The sequence below is a fragment of the Nocardioides sp. YJ-D4 genome, from assembly GCF_054031495.1.
In genome coordinates, this window is sequence record NZ_CM132932.1 from 5,784,873 (window position 1) to 5,801,996 (window position 17,124).

The following is a 17,124-nucleotide window of genomic DNA, read 5'->3' on the forward strand; positions in this document are numbered from 1 at the left end:
TGTCGAGACCAACACAGTGCGCCGTCGCGCTTGATGGGACCGTGTTGGTCTCGACACGCTCGGCCGCAGGCGGCCTCGCGGCTCGACCAGCGGGGGCGATCAATATGATGGCCGGGTGGATGTCTCTCCTTACGATGCTCTGCTGTTCGTCTCTTTCGGGGGGCCGGAGAAGACCGAGGACGTGGTGCCGTTCCTGGAGAACGTGACCCGGGGGCGGGGGATCCCGCGGGAGCGGCTGGTCGAGGTGGGGCAGCACTACTTCGATCGCGGCGGGAAGTCGCCGATCAACGACCAGAACCGGGCCTTCCTGGCAGCGCTGCGCAGCGACCTGGCGGAGAACGGGATCGACCTGCCGGTCTACTGGGGCAACCGCAACTGGGATCCCTACCTGAGCGACACGGTCGCGCAGATGCGGGCGGACGGGATCAAGCGGGCAGCGGTCTTCGCGACCAGCGCCTACTCGTCCTACTCCTCGTGCCGGCAGTACCGCGAGAACCTCTTCGAGGCGTGCGACAAGAGCGGAGACGTCGAGAGCGCGCCGGTGCTCGACAAGCTGCGGCGCTACTACAACCATCCTGGCTTCGTGGCACCGGTCGTCGACGGTGTGATCGCCTCCCTCGAGGACCTGCCCGAGGGCGAGCGTGACGGCGCGCGGATCCTCTTCGTGACCCACTCGATCCCGACCTCGATGAACGACAACGCCGGCCCCGACGGCAATGCGTACGTCGCCCAGCACCTCGACGTCGCCGAGGTGATCGCCGAGCAGGTCGCGCAGCGGCGCGGGGTCACCCACGAGTGGGACCTCGTCTACTGCAGCCGCTCCGGCGCCCCGCACATCCCGTGGCTCGAGCCGGACGTGAACGACCGCCTCGAGGAGCTGGCCGAGGAGGACACGAGGGCCGTCGTGATGTGCCCGGTCGGCTTCGTCTCCGACCACATGGAGGTCGTCTACGACCTCGACACCGAGGCCATGGCCACCGCCGACAAGCTCGGGATCCACGCCCGCCGCAGCCCGACCGCGGGGGAGGACCCGCGTTTCGTGGCCGCCGTACGTGAGCTGTTGCTCGAGCGTGCCGCTGCGGAGCGTGGGGAGGCCCCTGAGCGGCCTACCGTGGGCGACCTGGGCCCCGGGCCCGACCGCTGCCCCGCAGGCTGCTGCTTCAACCAGCGCTCGCAGCTGCCGACCCTGTCCGGAGAGGACTCACCCCAGTACTCCGCGTGATCGGCCGATCAGCCGCGGCATAGGGTCGGCCCCATGACAGAGCATCCAGCGCCGGCTCAGCCCGCACCGCAGCGCCCGATTCCCAAGGCCGGAGACCTGCTCGCGCTCGCGGTGGCGACCGCCCGCGCGGCCGCCGATCTCGTTCGCCAGCGGGCCGCCGGCGTGGTCGAGGTGGCGGCCACGAAGTCGACCGCGACCGATGTGGTCACCGAGGCCGACCGGGACACCGAGGCGCTGATCCGACGGCTGATCTCCCAGGAGCGTCCGGAGGACGCCTTCTTCGGTGAGGAGGGCGAGGAGACCATGGGTACCAGCGGCGTACGCTGGATCGTCGACCCGATCGACGGCACCGTCAACTTCCTCTACGGTCTGCCGAGCTACGCGGTCTCGATCGCGGCCGAGTACGCCGGCGAGGTCGTCGCCGGCGCGGTCGTGGACGTGCCCCGCGGCACCCTCTACGCCGCCTTCCGGCAGCCCGACGGATCGGTCGCCGCGGTCAAGGACGGCGAGCCCATCCGCGTACGTCAGCCCGCCGAGCTCGGGCAGCGGCTGATCGCCACCGGGTTCTCCTACGACGCCGAGCTCCGCCGAGTCCAGGCCGAAGCACTGGTGCGGCTGCTGCCGGTCGTACGTGACGTTCGTCGCATCGGATCAGCGGCCCTGGACATCTGCGGGGTGGCCGAGGGAACGCTCGACGGCTACCTCGAGGAGGGGCTACACCTGTGGGATCACGCCGCGGCCGGCCTGGTCGCGGAAGCGGCCGGTGCTCGCTGGGAGGCGACCACGGGCGTCGGCGGTCGCCGGTTCGTCATCGTGGCACCAGCCCACGGCTACGATGAACTACGGAAAGCGGCAGTTCAGGCCGGTTTTCTGCCAGTTGACTCGCTCCCGGGTGTCGTACCCGACTGAAAGCCGCTGGTTGATGTAGATCTATGACCGGCCGGGGGCCGGGAAGGTCCCGGAGCCCCGTCGGTACAGCCGCGTTCACCCACCCGAAACTCGATGCTCATCTATACCCGTGATAGGGAATACCGCCAGATGACAGAACGTTTCGGCGACGCGGATCCGGTTGAGTGTGCGAAATCCGCGTTGATAGTGCACAATCACGGGCCGTGCCGCTGCCCTCGGGGGCGCGCGGGGGGACTGAAGATGAGTGAGAAGGGGAGTGGCGCAAATGGCGACGGACTACGACGCACCGCGTAAAAATGAAGAGGACCAGTCCGAGGAGAGCATCGAAGAGCTCAAGGCTCGTCGTCACGACAAGAACTCGGGCAAGGTTGACGAGGACGAGGCCGAGGCAGCCGAGTCGTTCGAGCTCCCGGGAGCCGACCTCAGCCACGAGGAGCTCGCGGTCGAGGTCAAGCCGAAGCAGGAGGACGAGTTCACCTGTATGAGCTGCTTCCTGGTCCACCACCGCAGCCAGCTGGCTGACGAGAAGAAGATGATCTGCTTCGACTGCGCTTGAGCGCAGCGAAAAACCGCCGAGTCGGCTCGTTTGTATAGCTTGCGCTAGCAAGCGCTCTGTACAAACGAGCCGACTCGGCGGAAAGCCCGACGCAAGCCGGGCCAACAAGCGAAGGCCGTACGGATCCCGTACGGCCTTCGCTGTTACTTCTCGTCCTTCTCCAGCTGCTTCGGCAACCGACCGACCGACTTCACGTAGTAGTTGGCCGCGCGCCGCTGGGCGAACATCCGCGCGAGCGCAACGGTGGCGCCGGTCGCAGCCGACCAGAGCACGGCCTCCACGAGGCGTACGTCGGGGTCGGCGGGGTTCGCCGGTGGCTTGCGTCCGGTGGACGCCTTCCAGCCGGTGGAGAGGACCTTGTTGGTGACCTTGGCGGCCCCGATTCCGCTGACGAGGGCCATGATCGCCCAGACCTTGTCAGCCTTGTCGGCTTTGTCAGCCTTGGTGGACTTGGACATACCTCGAGCCTAGGCCATGGCCGGGAGGTTGCCGCTCAGAGACTCGCTCGGAGAGCGTTCACGGTCTTCGCGAGCGCCACCGGGTGCCGGGTGAAGAGCAGCCAGTAGGGCGTCGGGTCGGCCGGGTCGTCGATGGTGACCCGAACCGCGCGCTTGAGGTAGGGACGAAGGAGCAGGTACGCCCGGGCGTCGGCGTCGCGGCCGGCGAGGTGACGGGCGTCGGTCTCGTCGAGGGCGACGGCCTCGCCGAGGAAGCGGGCCTCGATCCGGGCCGTGCCGGCCTGCAGCTCGCCCTCGGCCACCGTGATCTTTGCGTTGCCGTAGGCGACCATCGCCAAGACGAACAGGGCGCAGCCGGCGGCCGTGATCCCGGAGGCGAGGGTCGGTCCCACCCAGAAGACGGTGATGAACCAGATGAAGGCCAGCAGCATCACGCCCTGGACCCACCACCGCAGCGGCACGGTCAGTCGCTCGTCGTACGCCGGGGTGCTCACGAATCGTGAGTTTTTCACGTCGGTCAAGGGAGTCACGAATCGGGTGAGCCGTAGAGCATCTAAGGTGCGGGTTGTGTCTGATCTCGAAGTAGCCCTGGTCCGTCTCGACGCGGAGCTGCCGCCGCCTGCGTACTCCCACCCGGGCGATGCCGGAGCGGACCTGCGGACGACCGTGGACGTGAGCCTGAAGCCGGGGGAGCGCGCTCTGGTGCCGACCGGGATCGCGATGGCGCTGCCGGAGGGGTACGTCGGCCTGGTGCACCCGCGCTCCGGGCTGGCCGCCAAGCACGGGCTGTCCATCGTCAACGCCCCCGGCACCGTCGACGCCGGCTACCGCGGCGAGGTGAAGGTGGCCCTGGTCAACCTGGACCCTGTCGAGGCGATCGAGCTGCGTCGCGGCGACCGGATCGCCCAGCTGGTGATCCAGCGAGTCGAGCAGGCTCGGTTCGTCGAGGTCTCCGAATTGCCCGAGTCCGTTCGTGGAGATGGGGGATACGGTTCTACCGGGGGCTTCTCCAACAGCTGAGGGATCAGTGTTAGATAAGTCTCCTCAGAGAATCACCGCAACCTGAAAGCAGATGGTCGTGAAGTTCCGTCGCAAGTCCACGCCCTCCCACCGGGGAGAGCCATCTGCACCGGTCGAGGACGGGCCGATGGCCCCCGAGCGGCCGGTGCCGGCGGCTCCCGAGATCGGGCCGTTCGACATCGACTCCGTCCCCGACGGGCTGATCACCGGCGACTGGGTGGACCTCGGCTCGATGATGCTCGCCCCCGCGCCGGGCAAGGAGCTGCGCCTGCAGGTGGACGAGAAGTCCGGGCAGATCGCGGCCGTGATGCTGACCGCCGAGGATGGCGCCATGGAGCTGCGTGCCTTCGCCGCGCCCCGCAACGGCGACCTGTGGACCGAGTCGCTGCCGATGCTGCGCGAGGACGTCCAGCAGCGCGGCGGTGCGACCGCCGACCTGGAGGGCCCGTGGGGCACCGAGCTGATCACCCAGATGAAGGTCAAGCTGCCCGACGGCCAGCCGGCCGTGCAGCAGACCCGCATCATCGGCGTCAACGGACCGCGCTGGATGCTCCGCGCCACCATGATGGGCCGTCCCGCGATGGAGCCGACCGCCGGCAAGGAGTGGGAGAAGCTCCTCGAGCGGGTCGTCGTGCGCCGCGGTGAGGGGGCCAAGCCCAAGGGCGAGGCGCTCGAGGTGAAGCTGCCGCCCAACGCGCGTCGCGTGGAGAAGTGAGCCGGTAGTGTCCAAGGGTCGGCTGCGCGCGAAGCTCAGCGAGTGGGCGAACACCGCCTCGATCGACGCGAGCGAGATCCGGGCGGCCTACGTCGCCAAGGATGTCGCCTCGATCGCCGACGCGCCCGACCGTGAGCCGGTGCGTCTGCGGGGGACGTTGCGTACGATCACACTACGGCCCCGTGGCGGTGTCCCCGCCCTGGAGGCCGAGCTGTTCGACGGCTCCGGCACCCTGACGATCATCTGGCTGGGACGCCGGCGCATCGCCGGGATCAGCCCGGGCCGGTCTCTGCAGGTGCAGGGCCGCATCGGCCGTACCGATGGCCAGCGCATCATGTTCAACCCCCGCTACGAGCTGATACCGGACCCCAACGAGTGAGCCAACCACACGTGAGCCCCACCTCTGAGACCCCTGCCGACGGCCAGGGCGACGAGCACGACCACAACCATCCGACGGTCGACACCGTCGAGGCGGTCGTACGCCGCCAGATGTCCGCCGGGCTGGGCGGTGTGCGCGGGATGCTCGAGGCCGGTGTGCCCGGGCTGGTCTTCACCATCGCCTGGCTGGTGTTCAAGGACCTCAAGGTCGCGCTGATCGCCTCGGCGGTGACTGCGGCGGTCTTCCTGCTCGTCCGGCTCGTCCAGCGCTCGAGCCTGCAGTACGTCGGCAACGCCATCTTCGGCATCCTCATCGGCTTCGCGGTGGTGCGGCTGGCCCAGTCCATGGGCGGCTCGGCCGAGGAGCAGGCGCTGGCCTACTTCCTGCCCGGCATCCTGATCAGCCTGGGCTACACCGTCGTGGTGGGCGGCCTGTGCCTGATCGGCTGGCCGATCTTCGGCTTCTTCATCGGCGTCGCCAGCGGCGATCCGCTCGAGTGGCACCAGGACAAGCAGATCGTGAAGCTGTGCACGCGGCTGACCTGGCTGTTCCTGGCTCCCGGAGCGATCGGCGCGGCCATCCAGGGCCCGATCTGGTTCCTGGCCTGGAGCGGTGCGATCGACCGCGACTGGGCGATCCTCGCCCTCGGCATCCTCCGCACCGGCCTCGGCTGGGCGCTGCGGATCGCCTGCTACGGCACCATGATCTGGCTTCTCGCCCGCAACCACACGCCGGTCCAGCAGGCTCGATGAACCTGCGCGGGGCCGTCATCGCCGGCGCTCTCGTCTCGCTCTCGCTGGCAGGATGCGGGAGCCCGACCGTGAGCGGCGGCGGCAAGGAGCCCTTCTCGCTGCCCGTTGGGCCGACCGAGTGGGATGCCACCGCTCCGGCCTGGTACGCCGACGGCACGCTGCACGTGGGGGAGCGGAGCGTCGAGCTCGGTGATCGCGTGGACCAGTTCGTGCTGGGCGCGACCGGCGCCTATTGGATGCGTGGCCAGACGCTGTGGTTCACCAGCGCTGAGGGCGAGACCGAGAAGGTCGAGAAGGTCGGTTGGGGCAACCTGGCGGTGTCGGCGGATCGCTCGGTCTTCGCGACCGTGGACCAGTCGCGCGGCCCGACCGACGAGTTCGGCACCCATGTGCTCCAGGTGGCGGTGTTCGACACCCGCACCGGTGAGCAGCTCTACCGAACTCCCGACCAGGAGCCCGACGGCGGCGCCGATCTGGCAGATCTCTACGGCGAGATCATGCCCCTGCTGATCGGGGTGAGCGACGAGCGCCTCTTCTTCGACCGAACCACCATCGATCTCGAGGACGGCTCCACGACGCAGGCGACCGACGGCCCAGACGGGGAGGTCTACGAAGGTTTTGCCGAGACCCTCTTCCCGGATGGCTTCCACGTCTATCTCGAAGGCGAGGGCCGGCGCCGGGAGGTAGCCGACACGTGGCTATCCGGGGTGGGGCTGCTCTCGCCGGACCGCAGCACGATCTTCGACACCAGCGAGTGGCCCACCCGGGCCGTCGCGTACGACAAAGCCACCGGGGACCAACGCCCGATCGACGCGCCCTGGGGACATTTCACGCTGGCCGGGTGGAGTGATGAGGACACGTTCTTCGGCGTCGCGCAGCGCATCGACCCGAACGCCCTCAACGTGCTGCGCGCCCAGCAGGTCGTCACCTGCGAGGTGCGGACCCTCACGTGCAAGCCGGTGAGCCCGGTGATTCCGACCGACGACGAGGACCAGGGTCAGTATCCGACCTTCCTCGTCGAGGGCGCGGCCAACGAGCTCTGAGCGCGCGGTCGGGATACGGTGCTGCGCGTGGAGCTGCGAGTGGTGAGACCGACACGCGGAAGCGTGTGGCTCTCCCTGCTCGCCACGCTCGAGATCATGACCGGTGCGGCCCTGGCCCACTTGGCCGCGGGCGGTGCGCTGCCGAGCGCCGGCTGGCTGGCCGCGGCGGCCGTGGCCGTCTTCGGCACCGGCGTCGTGGTGCTGCAGCGCCGGGTCGGGCTCCTCACCGGTGCTGTCCTGGCCGGGCTGTCCCAACTAGGTCTCCACGAGGTCTTCGTGGCGTTCGCCGCGGTGCCCGGCGCCGAGCACCATCACGCCGTCGGCACCTCGCTCGGTTCCGCAGACGGCGCCGCGATGCTCCTGGCCCACGGCTGCGCCGCCGTGCTCTCCGTCGTCGTCTGGGTGCTGCACCGCAGGGCCCTCGCCGTTGCCGTACGCAGCCTCCCGATGCCGCGGGTCGCGGTCGCCGGCCGCCTGCTCGCCGAGGCTGAGCAGCTCGTTCCACGGCCGGCCCTGTGGGCCCACGTCTCTCCGCGAAGGGGACCGCCGAGGCCGGCCGGCCTCTGAGATCCCTCTGCGAGCACCACCGGGCGAGTCCCGGTGGCTGTCTTGCGTACCCGAAGATTCGCGAGAAGAGAAACCTCGAATGTCAGTTCCGACCCAGTTCCAGACCGCACCGCCGGCCGGGCCACAGACGCAGGCGCCCGGCGCCAGGCTCGGCTGGTGGCCGATGATCCGCCCGCTCGTGCTGCGGCTGCACTTCTACGCCGGGGTGCTGGTCGCCCCGTTCATCCTGGTCGCCTCGTTGACCGGGCTGCTCTACACGATCGCCCCGCAGGTCGAGCAGATCGCCTACCACGACCTGACCCACGTCACCCCGTCAGGCGATCGGGTGACGCTCGCCGAGCAGGTCGCCGCCGCCCGGGCGAGCCACCCCGACGGCGACATCCTCCGCGTCGACGTGCCGCCCGCCGCCGACCGCAGCACCCGGGTGGTCTTCACCGACGAGACCGTGCCCGACGACTACGCCATGTCGGTCTTCGTCAACCCCTACACCGCCGGCGTGGAGGGTCAGGTACGAAGCTACGGGCAGTGGCTCGGCTTCCGCGCCTGGCTCGACGAGCTGCACCGCAACCTCCACCTGGGTGCCTTCGGGCGTCACTACAGCGAGCTCGCCGCGAGCTGGTTGTGGGTGGTCGCCCTCGGCGGGCTGATGCTGTGGATCGGCAGAGGACGCCGCGAGCGGCGGGCGCGCCGGCTGCTCGTGCCCGACCCCACGGCCACCGGACGCTCCCGGGTGATGTCGTGGCACGCCGTCATCGGCGCGTGGGTCCTGCTGGGCGTACTGGCCCTGTCGGTCTCGGGACTGACCTGGTCCCGCTTCGCCGGGGCGAACATCGGCGAGGTGCGCACGGCGCTGTCGTGGACCGAGCCGACACCGGCGACCTCGCTGCACACCGGCGGCGCCGCGGACGAGCACGCGCACCACGGCGCCTCGGGGGCCACGGCAGACTCCGGTGACCCGGATGCGGTCTTCTCCGACGGGGTGGGCGTCGACGGGGTCCTCGCCACCGCGCGGGAGGCTGGGCTGGGCGATCCGCTCTACCTGGTCCCGCCGGCCGACGGCGCCAGCGCGTGGACGGCGGCGGAGAACAAACGTGACTGGCCGACCCGCTACGACGCGATCAGCGTGGACCCCACCACGGGCACGATGCTGGACCGGGTCGACTTCGCCGACTGGCCGGTCATGGCCAAGCTGACCGACTGGGTCATCGGCGCACACATGGGCATCCTGTTCGGCATCGTCAACCAGATCGTGCTGGCGGCACTGGCGATCGGCCTGATCGTGATGACCGTGCTGGGCTACCGGATGTGGTGGCTGCGGCGTCCGCGCGGCGCGAGCCGGCTGCGGTTCGGCCGGCCGGTGCCGCGCGGCGCCTGGCGCCGGCTGCCGGTGCCCGTGCTCGTGGCCGGCATCGCGGCGACCGCGCTCGTCGGCTGGTTCGTCCCGCTGCTGGGGATCAGCCTGGTCGCGTTCTGCGTGATCGACGCCGCGCTGGGCGCGGTGCGTCGGCGCAGCTGAGTCAGGAGGCGGCGCAGGCGGCGCAGAGGCCGAAGATCTCCACGGTGTGGTTGACGTCGGTGAAGCCGTTCTGCGCCGCCACCTTGTCGGCCCAGGTCTCCACGGCCGGACCCTCGATCTCCACGGCCTTGCCGCAGCTGCGGCACACCAGGTGGTGGTGATGGGTCGTGGAGGCGTCGCCGCACAGCCGGTAGGTGGACTCACCGTCGGGCTTGTGGATCACGTCGGCGAGTCCGTCGTCGACGAAGATCTGCAGGTGGCGGTAGACCGTGGAGAGGCCGATCTTCTCGCCGTTGGCTCGCAGCGTGGCGTAGACGTCCTGAGCGCTGCGGAAGGTGTCCTCGGCGGCGAGAGCCTCCTTCACCGCGGCGCCCTGGTTGGTTGCGCGCCGCTTGACCTGCTGGGTTGGTGCCATGGGCGCCATGTTAGTCGGTATCGGTATGGATCCCGTGTCCAGCAGGGCGGTCGATGACACCGCATCCGGCACCTGTGCCATAATGGGAACGATTCCCAATAAGACGAAAGGCTGCCATGTCCCGCACGTGTCAGGTCACCGGAGCCCGCCCTGGCTTCGGCAACAACCGCCCCTGGTCCAAGAAGGCGACCCGGCGACGCTGGGAGGTGAACCTGCAGAAGAAGACCTACTACGTCCCCAGTCTGGGCCGGAAGGTCACGCTGCGGCTCGGCACCAACGCGATCAAGCGGATCGACGTACGCGGCATCGACGCCGTCGTCGCCGAGATGCTCGCCCGAGGGGAGAAGGTCTGATGGCCAAGAAGTCCAAGATCGCGGCCGAGGCCAAGCGCCGCGAGATCGTGGAGCGGTACGCAGCACGCCGGGCCGAGATCAAGGAGCGCATCCGCACCGCCGAGCCGGGCTCGGCCGAACAGGCCGAGGCCGTCCGCGCCCTGTCTCGCCTGCCGCGCGACTCCTCACCCGTACGCCTGCGCAACCGCGACCAGGTCGACGGCCGGCCGCGGGGCTATCTGCGCAAGGCCGGGGTGTCCCGGATCCGGTTCCGCGAACTCGCGCACAAGGGCCATCTGCCGGGGATCACCAAGTCGAGCTGGTGAGTTCCTAACGAGAATCGTTCCGAGTCGGCGAGGCGCAACCCGGGCGTCATCGGGCTGTGCTAAACACACGCTCCATGAGCGAGCGCAAGCGAGCGACGGTAGGCCTCAGGCCGCCGCGTCCGTACCATTCCTTCCCTTCGACGGAGGCGGCGGCATGAGTACGAAGACCCCAGTGCGGGCAGCCGAGAAGTCTGGGTTCAGGCTGGGGCAGACCGAGGTCGTGGCGATCGTCCTGCTCGTCATCCTGCTCTCTCAGCGCTGGCTGCTGCCGCTGTTGGACCATGACCTGTTCAACACCTGGGGCACCATCTTCGTCGCCATCGTGGTGCAGTCGGCTCCGTTCCTGCTCGGTGGCGTGCTGCTCAGCGCCGTCATCTCGACCTTCCTCTCGGAGAAGGCGCTGAGCAAGATCGTGCCCAAGAGCCCGGCGCTCGGCGTCCCGGTCGCCGGCCTGGCCGGGATCGGGCTGCCGGGCTGCGAGTGCGCGGCGGTGCCGGTGACCAACTCGCTGATCCGCCGCGGGGTGGCGCCGGCGGTCGCGCTGACGTTCCTGCTGGCCGCGCCCGCGGTCAACCCGGCGGTGCTCGTCTCGACCGCGGTCGCCTTCCCCGGCCAGCCGGTGATGGTGCTGGCGCGCTTCCTGGCGTCGCTGATCACCGCGGTGGCGGTCGGCTGGATCATGCTCGCCCGCGGCAAGCTGCTGCTCGAGCGGCTGACCAACCTGGGCCGCGACGAGCACGCCCACGGGCGTTCGTTCCTCGGCAACGTCAGCCACGACTTCCTGCACGCCTCCGGCTTCCTGGTGCTCGGCGCGATGCTGGCCGCGGCGGTCAACACCTTCGTACCCCGCTCGGTGGTCAACACCGTCGCCGGTCAGGCGGTGCTGGGGATCGCCACGCTGGCGCTGTTCGCGTTCATCGTGGCGCTCTGCTCGGAGTCCGACGCCTTCGTCGCAGCCTCGTTCACCGCCTTCTCCGACACCGCGAAGCTGGTCTTCCTCGTCGTCGGCCCGGCGATGGACATCAAGCTCGCCTCGATGGAGGCCGGCCAGTTCGGCATGGGCTTCGCGCTTCGCTTCGTACCCCTGGTGATCATCACGGCGGTCGCCTCCGCCGTCGGCATCGGATGGTGGCTTCTGTGAGCGAGCGTCAGCGAATGAACCAGACAATCAACGCGCGGTCGCGTCCGTACGATGGCGCTTGCGCTACGGAGGTGACCGCGTGACTCGTACAACTCAGGCTCTGGTCGTCGGCTTCCTCGGCGCCGTCCTGCTGCGGCTCTCGCTCGGCGACGGCTATCTGAGGTACGTCACCGGCTGGATGAAGTGGCCGCTGGTCGCCACCGGCGTGGTGCTGCTCGGGCTGACCGTGTGGATGCTGCTGCGCCCGGCGCCGGACGAGCATGACGGCGAAGGCGGCGACCACGACCACGAGGCCCACGACCACAAGGTTCCCGCGATGACCTGGCTGGCGATCGTGCCCGGCGTGATCGTCTTCGTGGCCAGCCCGCCGTCCCTGGGCGCCTACCTCGCCGAGCGACGTGCCGACGACCCGGTCGCCGCTGCCCCCGATGCCGAGATCCTGCCGCTGCCCGCCTCCGACGGGCCGGTCGACGTCGAGGTCGCCGAGTTCATGTGGCGTGCCGGGGTCGAGGACGGCGCGACGATCAAGGACCGCGACGTACGCCTCACCGGCTTCGTCAGCACCGACGAGAACGGCAACTGGTACGTCACCCGCATCGCCATCGCCTGCTGCGCCGCCGACGCGAGCGCCTCGCGGGTGCGGGTGGAGGACTACGACGACGCCCCGGAGCGCGACTCGTGGGTCGCGGTCACCGGTCGCTGGGTCGAGGGCACCGCGCCGGGCGGCAAGTCGGAGACGGCCATCGAGGCCGCCTCCGTCGAGCCGCGCGAGGCGCCGGCCAACACCTACCAGTGAGCACGATGGGCGACCCACGACGCTCGGGCAACCCCGCCCGCCGCGCTGAGGCACAGCGTGAGCCGACCTGGCGCGACCGGCTCCCGCATCCGCCGCGTGCTCTGATCGTCGGCGCGCTCATCGCGGTCGCGATCGGCGTCGTGGTGCTCACCCGCGACCTCGGCGGTGGAGACGCGCCAGCGGCCTCCGCCCCCTCGGCCGCGACCTCGTCGGCCGCTCCGGTCGCGGCTGGCCCGGTCGCGTCCTTGGAGGAGTTCTGCGGCGCCGTACAGACCATGGCGAACGCCCACGCGACCCAGATGTCCACCCCGAACGACGAGAACGAGACCGCGCTCGGTCTGGCCGCGACGAGCCTGCAGTCGATGGGCGTTCCCGAAGGTACGCCGGCGGCAGCCGTCGAGGGCGTACGGATGATGATCGAGGACGCTCTGCGCACCGGCCGTGGTGAGGACCCGCTGGAGCGCGGCGAGGCCCAGAACCTCGCCTACGAGCGCCTCGGCGAGTTCCTCACCGAGAGCTGCGGCGCGGCGTAGCTGACCGGCAGAACCCCGCCATGGCGGGGTTCTGCGGGGGCTGCGCTCCGGGGGAGGCCGCAGATTCCCGCCATGGCGGGAAAATGCACCACTGCGATACAGGCCGAGTCACCGGCGACGGAGCAGGACCACGGCGTCCTCCAGGGAGGACTCCTCGCCGGACGGGGTGGTCACGGGACGGTGCCGGTGCTCGAGGACGACGGTCTCCCAGCTCTCCTCGGGCAGGCCGAGCTCGGCCAGCTCCTCCTTGGCGTCGAGGAAGCGGTGCTCGTGCGCCGCGGCGTCGGCCCACGGCGGTGCGGCTGCGTGGGAGGTGACCAGGAGGTGCCCGCCCGGGGCCACCAGCTCGGCCGCACGCCGCAGGATGTCGGTGCGCGGCAGCTCGACAGGGGAGTGGAAGAAGCTGGCGGTGACCAGGTCGTAGCTCCCGTCGAGGTCGGCCGGCGAGGAGAGGTCGGAAACGACGAACCTCGCCTGATCCTCGCTCAGGCCGGCAGCCCGCGCCGCCTCGCGTCCGCGGGTGATGGCGTTCTCGGAGATGTCGATGCCGGTGGCTCGCCAGCCCTGTTGCGCCAGCCAGATCACGTCGGCGCCCTCCCCGGAGCCCAGGTCGAGCGCCGTCCCGGGCTCGAGGCCCGCGGCGATGTCACCGAGCACCGTGTTGACCTTGCCGGACCAGATCCGGTCGCTGCCGGCGTACCTCTCCTGCCAGAAGTCCACCGCGGCGGGACCTGCCTGGGCACGGTCGAAGTCGTCGGTGACCAGGGTCATGTTCACGACGCTGCCGGCCATGGTGCCGGCGCTCATGCTGATCGGGACGTTGGCCATCGGGTTGGAGACGTTGCCGACCGCCCAGATCCGGTCGCTGCTGGTCTTGCCGGTCGCGTCGACGGCGAGGAAGCTGCCCACCGGTGAGTCGGAGCGGTCGAGGCCGAGGTGGGTCAGGAAGCCGTCGTGGGGGCGCAGGGTGCCGGCGGTGAAGATGGCGCCGACCTCGGTGACCTTGCCGTCGGCCGTGCGGACCGCGGTGACCTGGTCGCCCTCGCCGAGAACCTCGGTGACCGTAGACGTCACGAGGGTGATCCCGCGCGACAGCAGCCGCTGCTCGTCGGCCTCCTCGAGCGGGCCGAGTCCGGCGGTGAAGACGACGACGTCGTCGCTCCACTGCCGGATGAGCTGCGCCTGGTGCATCCCGAGCGGTGAGGTGGTCAGGACGCCGATCCGCCGATCGCGCACCTCCCAGCCGTGGCAGTAGGGGCAGTGCAGGACGGTGGCGCCCCAGCGCTCGGCCAGGCCCGGGATGTCGGGAAGCTCGTCGGTGACGCCGGTGGCGACGATCGCGATCCGGCCGGTGAGTCGCTCGCCGTCCTCCAGGAGGACACTCACGCCGTGCTCGGTCTCGTCGAGGCGGGCAACGCGCCCGGGACGGATGCCCACGTCGTACGCAGCCAGCTCCTCGCGTCCCTTGCGCAGCAGGTCGGTGGGGTCGATGCCCTCGTGGCCGAGTACGCCGTGCATGTGGGCCGCGAAGCGGTTGCGGGGGAGGCCGGAGTCGACCACGAGGGTCCGGCGGCGGGAGCGGCCGAGCATGAGAGCCGCGGAGAGGCCGGCGGCACCGCCGCCGATGACGATTGCGTCGAAGTGTTCGGTGTGTTGGGTCATGCCTCCAGTTCAGTGGCAGAATGAAGGAACGGCAAGGGTTCTTGCGGAAATGGCAAATAGGAGATGGAGCACATGATCGACGAGCTCAAGCAGGTCGGCCCGCGGATCCGGGCGATCCGGCACAGCAAGGGTTGGACCCTGGACCAGCTGGCCGCGATGGCGGAGATGTCGCCGAGCACGCTGTCCCGGCTCGAGTCGGGCAAGCGGCAGGCGAGCCTGGAGCTGCTGATCCCGCTGACCCGCCACCTCGGCGTGGGTCTCGACAGCCTGGTGACGCCGTCGGTCCCGGATCCGAGGGTGCGCCGGCCGGTGATCCGCCGTGACGGGATGGAGATCGCGCCACTGACGCCGGAGGGCTCGCCGGTCCACACCTTCAAGATCACCTACGAGCCGGTGACCGAGGTGCCGGAGCCGCGGGTCCACGACGGTTACGAGTGGCTCTACGTCATCTCCGGCAAGCTGCGGCTGCTGCTGGGCGACCGCGACCTGGTCCTGACCCGCGGTGAGGCGGCCGAGTTCGACACCCGGGTGCCGCACGCGATCTTCGCGACCGGGTCCCGCCCGGCGCAGGTGCTGAGCATTTTCAACAGCGACGGCGTACGCATGCACACCCACACCGCCGAGGGGTGAGTCTCGCCTCGATGTGAGCGAGGCGTGAAGCTGTGTGTAGAATGAGAACCGTTATCATTAACCACAGCGGGAGGTCCCCATGAAGCAAGGCATCCACCCCGTCTCCGGGCCGGTCGTCTTCCGCGACCGCTCGGCGGACAAGCTCTTCCTGATGCAGTCGACGATCCTCGAGCGTCTCGCTGACGACCACGAGCGGGTCACCTGGGAGAACGGCGAGAGCTACCCCGTCGTCGACGTCGACGTCTCCAGCGCCAGCCACCCGTTCTGGACCGGCCGCGGCCGCGTCGTCGACACCGAGGGACGGGTCGAGCGGTTCAAGCGTCGCTACGGGCGGGGCTGAGATGAGCGCGCCCCGTCCGCGGTCGCCCCGCAACCTCTCCCGTCCGAAGACACCGGTGATCTTGGTGAGCGGTGTCGACGAGGGTGCGATGCTCTCGGCGACCATCTCGCTCCAGTTCGGCCTCCCCGACACCGTCATGGTGCGCCACGTCATCGACCCCGAGCGCCAGCTCCTCACCCGCGTCGTCAGTGACCTGACCGGCGTGATCGAGCACGAGGAGATCAACCTCGCCCACGCCTGCGTGGCCTGTGCGATCCGCGAGGACATCGTGCCGACGCTCGAGCGCCTGGCGGCCCAAGGCCGTTGGGGGAGCATCGTGGCCTGCCTGCCGGTCGCCGCCGAGGCGATCCAGGTCTGCCGGGTGCTCGCGTGGGCGCCGCGGATGGCTCCGCACATCTCGATCGCGGCCGTCGTCGCGGCGCTCGAGGGTGCGACCGTTGCCGAGGACCTGCTCGGCCCCGACCTCCTCGACGAGCGTGGGCTGGCCACCTCCGAGGACGACCGGCGCGGTGTCGCCGAGGTCGCCAGCGCGATCGTCGAGTACGCCGACGTCGTCAGCATCACCGAGGTCCCCGATCCCGAGGAGGAGTCGCTGGTCGCGACGCTCGCCCGGCCGGGTACGCCGGTGGTGACCGACCCCTCGCTCCTGGACGCCGCCGGCCTGGTCGCCGGAGTGCATCGCCCCCACGCGGTCGAGGCCTGGGTCGCGGAGGTGCGGCGCAACCCGCTGCCGCCGCTGCCCGAAGGTGGCGCCTGGCGGCTCGACCTGCGCTCGGAGCGCCCGATCCACCCGGTCCGGTTCCAGGAGGAGCTCGAGCTCCTCGGCGGTGGCCCGCGCCGTTCGCGCGGCTGCTTCTGGGTGCCGACGCGCCCCGACGACATCTGTGTCTGGGACGGGGCCGGTGGCCAGGCGAGCGTGGGCTCGACCCAGAAGTGGGGTCGCACCGAGCGGCTCACCCGGATCGTCGTGATCGGCATCGACGACGAGGCCGACGAGATCCCGCGGGCCTTCGAGCGTGCCCTGCTCACCGACCGGGAGATCGCCCAGCGCGGCCAGATCTGGGAGGAGTCCTGGGACGGGCTCGAGGACTGGCTCGGCCCCATCGGCCGCGCCGCCTGAATCGCATCCACCACCCCGAAGGAGGCCGCCATGGCCGTACCCAAGCGCAAGATGTCGCGCAGCAACACCCGCCACCGCCGGTCGAGCTGGAAGGCGACCCCGGTCGCGCTCGTGCCGGTGGCCGTCGACGGCCAGAGCTACGACGTGCCCCGCCGCCTGGTCCGCGCGGTCCAGCGCGGCTACCTCGACCCCGCCAAGCTCCGCTGAAAGGAACCACCCGCATGCCGAAGCGCCCGCCGTCCCCCGTCCGCAAGCGGCGCAAGCCGTTGCTGGCGCCGGACGTGACCTACGTCGACTACAAGGACGTGCAGCTGCTGCGTACGTTCATCTCCGACCGCGGCAAGATCCGCTCACGCCGAGTCACCGGACTCACCCCGCAGCAGCAGCGCGCGGTGACCAAGGCGATCAAGAACGCCCGCGAGGTCGCGCTGCTGCCCTATACGAGCACGAAGGGATAGATCCCCGTGAAGGTCGTCAACTCCATCCGGTCGCTGAAGAACCAGCCCGGCTCACAGGTCGTACGCCGCCGCGGCCGGGTCTACGTCATCAACAAGCGCAACCCGCGCCTCAAGGCGCGCCAGGGCTGAGTCCGGCTCGCCCTGAACGTCGGCCCCGCCGCTCCGTGAGCTGCGGGGTCGACGTCTGTCTGTGGGGTCTCCGCCAGCCAAGTTGCAGATGGGAATCATTCTCAT

General features: G+C 70.0%; 25 protein-coding genes. 21 read left to right on the top strand and 4 right to left on the bottom strand.

Going from position 1 to position 17,124, the window contains the following annotated elements; translation table 11 throughout:
* Positions 1-115: 115 nt before the first annotated feature.
* The 3 genes from ACW14X_RS27640 to ACW14X_RS27650 all read left to right on the top strand — a co-directional run bounded on the left by ACW14X_RS27640 (position 116) and on the right by ACW14X_RS27650 (position 2,687).
* A complete protein-coding gene (locus ACW14X_RS27640) occupies positions 116-1,222 on the top strand; it encodes a ferrochelatase (RefSeq protein ID WP_457163988.1) in 1,107 nt (368 codons plus the stop codon).
* A 33-nt stretch (positions 1,223-1,255) separates the two neighbouring features.
* Entirely contained in the window at positions 1,256-2,131 is an 876-nt protein-coding gene (locus ACW14X_RS27645; RefSeq protein ID WP_457163989.1) for an inositol monophosphatase family protein, read from the top strand.
* Positions 2,132-2,396: 265 nt separating this feature from the next.
* Complete coding sequence (locus tag ACW14X_RS27650; RefSeq protein WP_040755057.1) at positions 2,397-2,687, top strand: DUF4193 domain-containing protein; 291 nt, start codon at positions 2,397-2,399, stop codon at positions 2,685-2,687.
* A gap of 143 nt (positions 2,688-2,830) precedes the next feature.
* Here the strand turns inward: ACW14X_RS27650 and ACW14X_RS27655 are convergent, their stop codons facing one another.
* On the bottom strand, positions 2,831-3,145 hold the full coding sequence (locus ACW14X_RS27655; RefSeq protein ID WP_160023040.1) for a DUF4235 domain-containing protein: 315 nt from the start codon (positions 3,143-3,145) through the stop codon (positions 2,831-2,833).
* A 35-nt stretch (positions 3,146-3,180) separates the two neighbouring features.
* Complete coding sequence (locus ACW14X_RS27660; protein WP_160023042.1) at positions 3,181-3,639, bottom strand: DUF3093 domain-containing protein; 459 nt, start codon at positions 3,637-3,639, stop codon at positions 3,181-3,183.
* 73 nt (positions 3,640-3,712) lie between these two features.
* Here ACW14X_RS27660 and dut point away from each other — a divergent pair, with 73 nt between their 5' ends.
* The 7 genes from dut (at position 3,713) to ACW14X_RS27695 (ending at position 9,137) form a co-directional block, all read left to right on the top strand.
* A complete protein-coding gene (gene dut, locus ACW14X_RS27665) occupies positions 3,713-4,165 on the top strand; it encodes a dUTP diphosphatase (protein WP_160023044.1) in 453 nt (150 codons plus the stop codon).
* A gap of 52 nt (positions 4,166-4,217) precedes the next feature.
* Positions 4,218-4,880: a DUF3710 domain-containing protein gene (locus ACW14X_RS27670; RefSeq protein ID WP_160023046.1), complete on the top strand. Its 663-nt coding sequence runs from the start codon at positions 4,218-4,220 to the stop codon at positions 4,878-4,880.
* 7 nt (positions 4,881-4,887) lie between these two features.
* Positions 4,888-5,259, top strand: a complete 372-nt coding sequence (locus ACW14X_RS27675) for an OB-fold nucleic acid binding domain-containing protein (RefSeq protein ID WP_160023048.1) — start codon at positions 4,888-4,890, stop codon at positions 5,257-5,259.
* A gap of 11 nt (positions 5,260-5,270) precedes the next feature.
* A complete protein-coding gene (locus tag ACW14X_RS27680; protein WP_350839348.1) occupies positions 5,271-6,011 on the top strand; it encodes a DUF3159 domain-containing protein in 741 nt (246 codons plus the stop codon).
* Complete coding sequence (locus ACW14X_RS27685) at positions 6,008-7,054, top strand: hypothetical protein (RefSeq protein WP_457163990.1); 1,047 nt, start codon at positions 6,008-6,010, stop codon at positions 7,052-7,054. The genes ACW14X_RS27680 and ACW14X_RS27685 overlap by 4 nt, the downstream gene beginning before the upstream one ends.
* Before the next feature lie 42 nt (positions 7,055-7,096).
* Positions 7,097-7,621, top strand: coding sequence for a cell division protein FtsQ (locus ACW14X_RS27690; RefSeq protein ID WP_457163991.1), 525 nt, complete (start codon positions 7,097-7,099; stop codon positions 7,619-7,621).
* Positions 7,622-7,700: 79 nt separating this feature from the next.
* Complete coding sequence (locus ACW14X_RS27695; RefSeq protein WP_457163992.1) at positions 7,701-9,137, top strand: PepSY-associated TM helix domain-containing protein; 1,437 nt, start codon at positions 7,701-7,703, stop codon at positions 9,135-9,137.
* 1 nt (position 9,138) lies between these two features.
* Here the strand turns inward: ACW14X_RS27695 and ACW14X_RS27700 are convergent, their stop codons facing one another.
* Positions 9,139-9,552, bottom strand: a complete 414-nt coding sequence (locus ACW14X_RS27700) for a Fur family transcriptional regulator (protein ID WP_160023058.1) — start codon at positions 9,550-9,552, stop codon at positions 9,139-9,141.
* 116 nt (positions 9,553-9,668) lie between these two features.
* Between ACW14X_RS27700 and rpmB the strand changes: the two genes are divergently transcribed.
* From rpmB to ACW14X_RS27725, 5 genes are all read left to right on the top strand, one after another.
* Entirely contained in the window at positions 9,669-9,905 is a 237-nt protein-coding gene (gene rpmB, locus ACW14X_RS27705; RefSeq protein WP_457163993.1) for a 50S ribosomal protein L28, read from the top strand.
* The gene (gene rpsN, locus ACW14X_RS27710; RefSeq protein WP_160023062.1) at positions 9,905-10,210 is read left to right on the top strand and encodes a 30S ribosomal protein S14; all 306 of its coding nucleotides are present in this window, start codon (positions 9,905-9,907) and stop codon (positions 10,208-10,210) included. The genes rpmB and rpsN overlap by 1 nt, the downstream gene beginning before the upstream one ends.
* Before the next feature lie 154 nt (positions 10,211-10,364).
* Complete coding sequence (locus ACW14X_RS27715) at positions 10,365-11,351, top strand: permease (RefSeq protein WP_160023064.1); 987 nt, start codon at positions 10,365-10,367, stop codon at positions 11,349-11,351.
* A 79-nt stretch (positions 11,352-11,430) separates the two neighbouring features.
* A complete protein-coding gene (locus ACW14X_RS27720) occupies positions 11,431-12,147 on the top strand; it encodes a TIGR03943 family putative permease subunit (RefSeq protein ID WP_160023066.1) in 717 nt (238 codons plus the stop codon).
* A 5-nt stretch (positions 12,148-12,152) separates the two neighbouring features.
* Positions 12,153-12,680 carry a hypothetical protein gene (locus ACW14X_RS27725; protein ID WP_160023068.1) on the top strand — a complete coding sequence of 176 codons (528 nt, stop codon included), beginning with the start codon at positions 12,153-12,155 and terminating at the stop codon, positions 12,678-12,680.
* Positions 12,681-12,788: 108 nt separating this feature from the next.
* Here ACW14X_RS27725 and ACW14X_RS27730 read toward each other — a convergent pair whose 3' ends face one another.
* Positions 12,789-14,342, bottom strand: coding sequence for an FAD-dependent oxidoreductase (locus ACW14X_RS27730; RefSeq protein ID WP_457163994.1), 1,554 nt, complete (start codon positions 14,340-14,342; stop codon positions 12,789-12,791).
* Between the two features lie 72 nt (positions 14,343-14,414).
* Between ACW14X_RS27730 and ACW14X_RS27735 the strand changes: the two genes are divergently transcribed.
* The 6 genes from ACW14X_RS27735 to ykgO all read left to right on the top strand — a co-directional run bounded on the left by ACW14X_RS27735 (position 14,415) and on the right by ykgO (position 17,019).
* The gene (locus tag ACW14X_RS27735; RefSeq protein WP_350720321.1) at positions 14,415-14,972 is read left to right on the top strand and encodes a helix-turn-helix domain-containing protein; all 558 of its coding nucleotides are present in this window, start codon (positions 14,415-14,417) and stop codon (positions 14,970-14,972) included.
* 79 nt (positions 14,973-15,051) lie between these two features.
* Positions 15,052-15,312 carry a type B 50S ribosomal protein L31 gene (locus tag ACW14X_RS27740; protein WP_160023074.1) on the top strand — a complete coding sequence of 87 codons (261 nt, stop codon included), beginning with the start codon at positions 15,052-15,054 and terminating at the stop codon, positions 15,310-15,312.
* A gap of 1 nt (position 15,313) precedes the next feature.
* The gene (locus ACW14X_RS27745; protein WP_457163995.1) at positions 15,314-16,432 is read left to right on the top strand and encodes a CobW family GTP-binding protein; all 1,119 of its coding nucleotides are present in this window, start codon (positions 15,314-15,316) and stop codon (positions 16,430-16,432) included.
* A 30-nt stretch (positions 16,433-16,462) separates the two neighbouring features.
* Positions 16,463-16,639 carry a 50S ribosomal protein L32 gene (rpmF, locus tag ACW14X_RS27750; RefSeq protein WP_160023078.1) on the top strand — a complete coding sequence of 59 codons (177 nt, stop codon included), beginning with the start codon at positions 16,463-16,465 and terminating at the stop codon, positions 16,637-16,639.
* 14 nt (positions 16,640-16,653) lie between these two features.
* Positions 16,654-16,890, top strand: coding sequence for a 30S ribosomal protein S18 (gene rpsR / locus ACW14X_RS27755; RefSeq protein ID WP_141804807.1), 237 nt, complete (start codon positions 16,654-16,656; stop codon positions 16,888-16,890).
* Between the two features lie 6 nt (positions 16,891-16,896).
* Positions 16,897-17,019 (top strand): type B 50S ribosomal protein L36, encoded by a 123-nt coding sequence (gene ykgO, locus ACW14X_RS27760; protein WP_160023080.1) that lies wholly within the window; start codon positions 16,897-16,899, stop codon positions 17,017-17,019.
* Positions 17,020-17,124 lie beyond the last annotated feature (105 nt).

Coding starts and splice junctions, on each gene's coding strand:
- ACW14X_RS27645 (WP_457163989.1), top strand. CDS start 1,256: ATGACAGAGCATCCAGCGCCGGCTCAGCCCGCACCGCAGCGCCCGATT.
- ACW14X_RS27650 (WP_040755057.1), top strand. CDS start 2,397: ATGGCGACGGACTACGACGCACCGCGTAAAAATGAAGAGGACCAGTCC.
- ACW14X_RS27655 (WP_160023040.1), bottom strand. CDS start 3,145: ATGTCCAAGTCCACCAAGGCTGACAAAGCCGACAAGGCTGACAAGGTC.
- ACW14X_RS27670 (WP_160023046.1), top strand. CDS start 4,218: ATGGTCGTGAAGTTCCGTCGCAAGTCCACGCCCTCCCACCGGGGAGAG.
- ACW14X_RS27685 (WP_457163990.1), top strand. CDS start 6,008: ATGAACCTGCGCGGGGCCGTCATCGCCGGCGCTCTCGTCTCGCTCTCG.
- ACW14X_RS27695 (WP_457163992.1), top strand. CDS start 7,701: ATGTCAGTTCCGACCCAGTTCCAGACCGCACCGCCGGCCGGGCCACAG.
- ACW14X_RS27700 (WP_160023058.1), bottom strand. CDS start 9,552: ATGGCACCAACCCAGCAGGTCAAGCGGCGCGCAACCAACCAGGGCGCC.
- rpmB (WP_457163993.1), top strand. CDS start 9,669: ATGTCCCGCACGTGTCAGGTCACCGGAGCCCGCCCTGGCTTCGGCAAC.
- rpsN (WP_160023062.1), top strand. CDS start 9,905: ATGGCCAAGAAGTCCAAGATCGCGGCCGAGGCCAAGCGCCGCGAGATC.
- ACW14X_RS27715 (WP_160023064.1), top strand. CDS start 10,365: ATGAGTACGAAGACCCCAGTGCGGGCAGCCGAGAAGTCTGGGTTCAGG.
- ACW14X_RS27725 (WP_160023068.1), top strand. CDS start 12,153: ATGGGCGACCCACGACGCTCGGGCAACCCCGCCCGCCGCGCTGAGGCA.
- ACW14X_RS27730 (WP_457163994.1), bottom strand. CDS start 14,342: ATGACCCAACACACCGAACACTTCGACGCAATCGTCATCGGCGGCGGT.
- ACW14X_RS27735 (WP_350720321.1), top strand. CDS start 14,415: ATGATCGACGAGCTCAAGCAGGTCGGCCCGCGGATCCGGGCGATCCGG.
- ACW14X_RS27740 (WP_160023074.1), top strand. CDS start 15,052: ATGAAGCAAGGCATCCACCCCGTCTCCGGGCCGGTCGTCTTCCGCGAC.
- ACW14X_RS27745 (WP_457163995.1), top strand. CDS start 15,314: ATGAGCGCGCCCCGTCCGCGGTCGCCCCGCAACCTCTCCCGTCCGAAG.
- rpmF (WP_160023078.1), top strand. CDS start 16,463: ATGGCCGTACCCAAGCGCAAGATGTCGCGCAGCAACACCCGCCACCGC.
- rpsR (WP_141804807.1), top strand. CDS start 16,654: ATGCCGAAGCGCCCGCCGTCCCCCGTCCGCAAGCGGCGCAAGCCGTTG.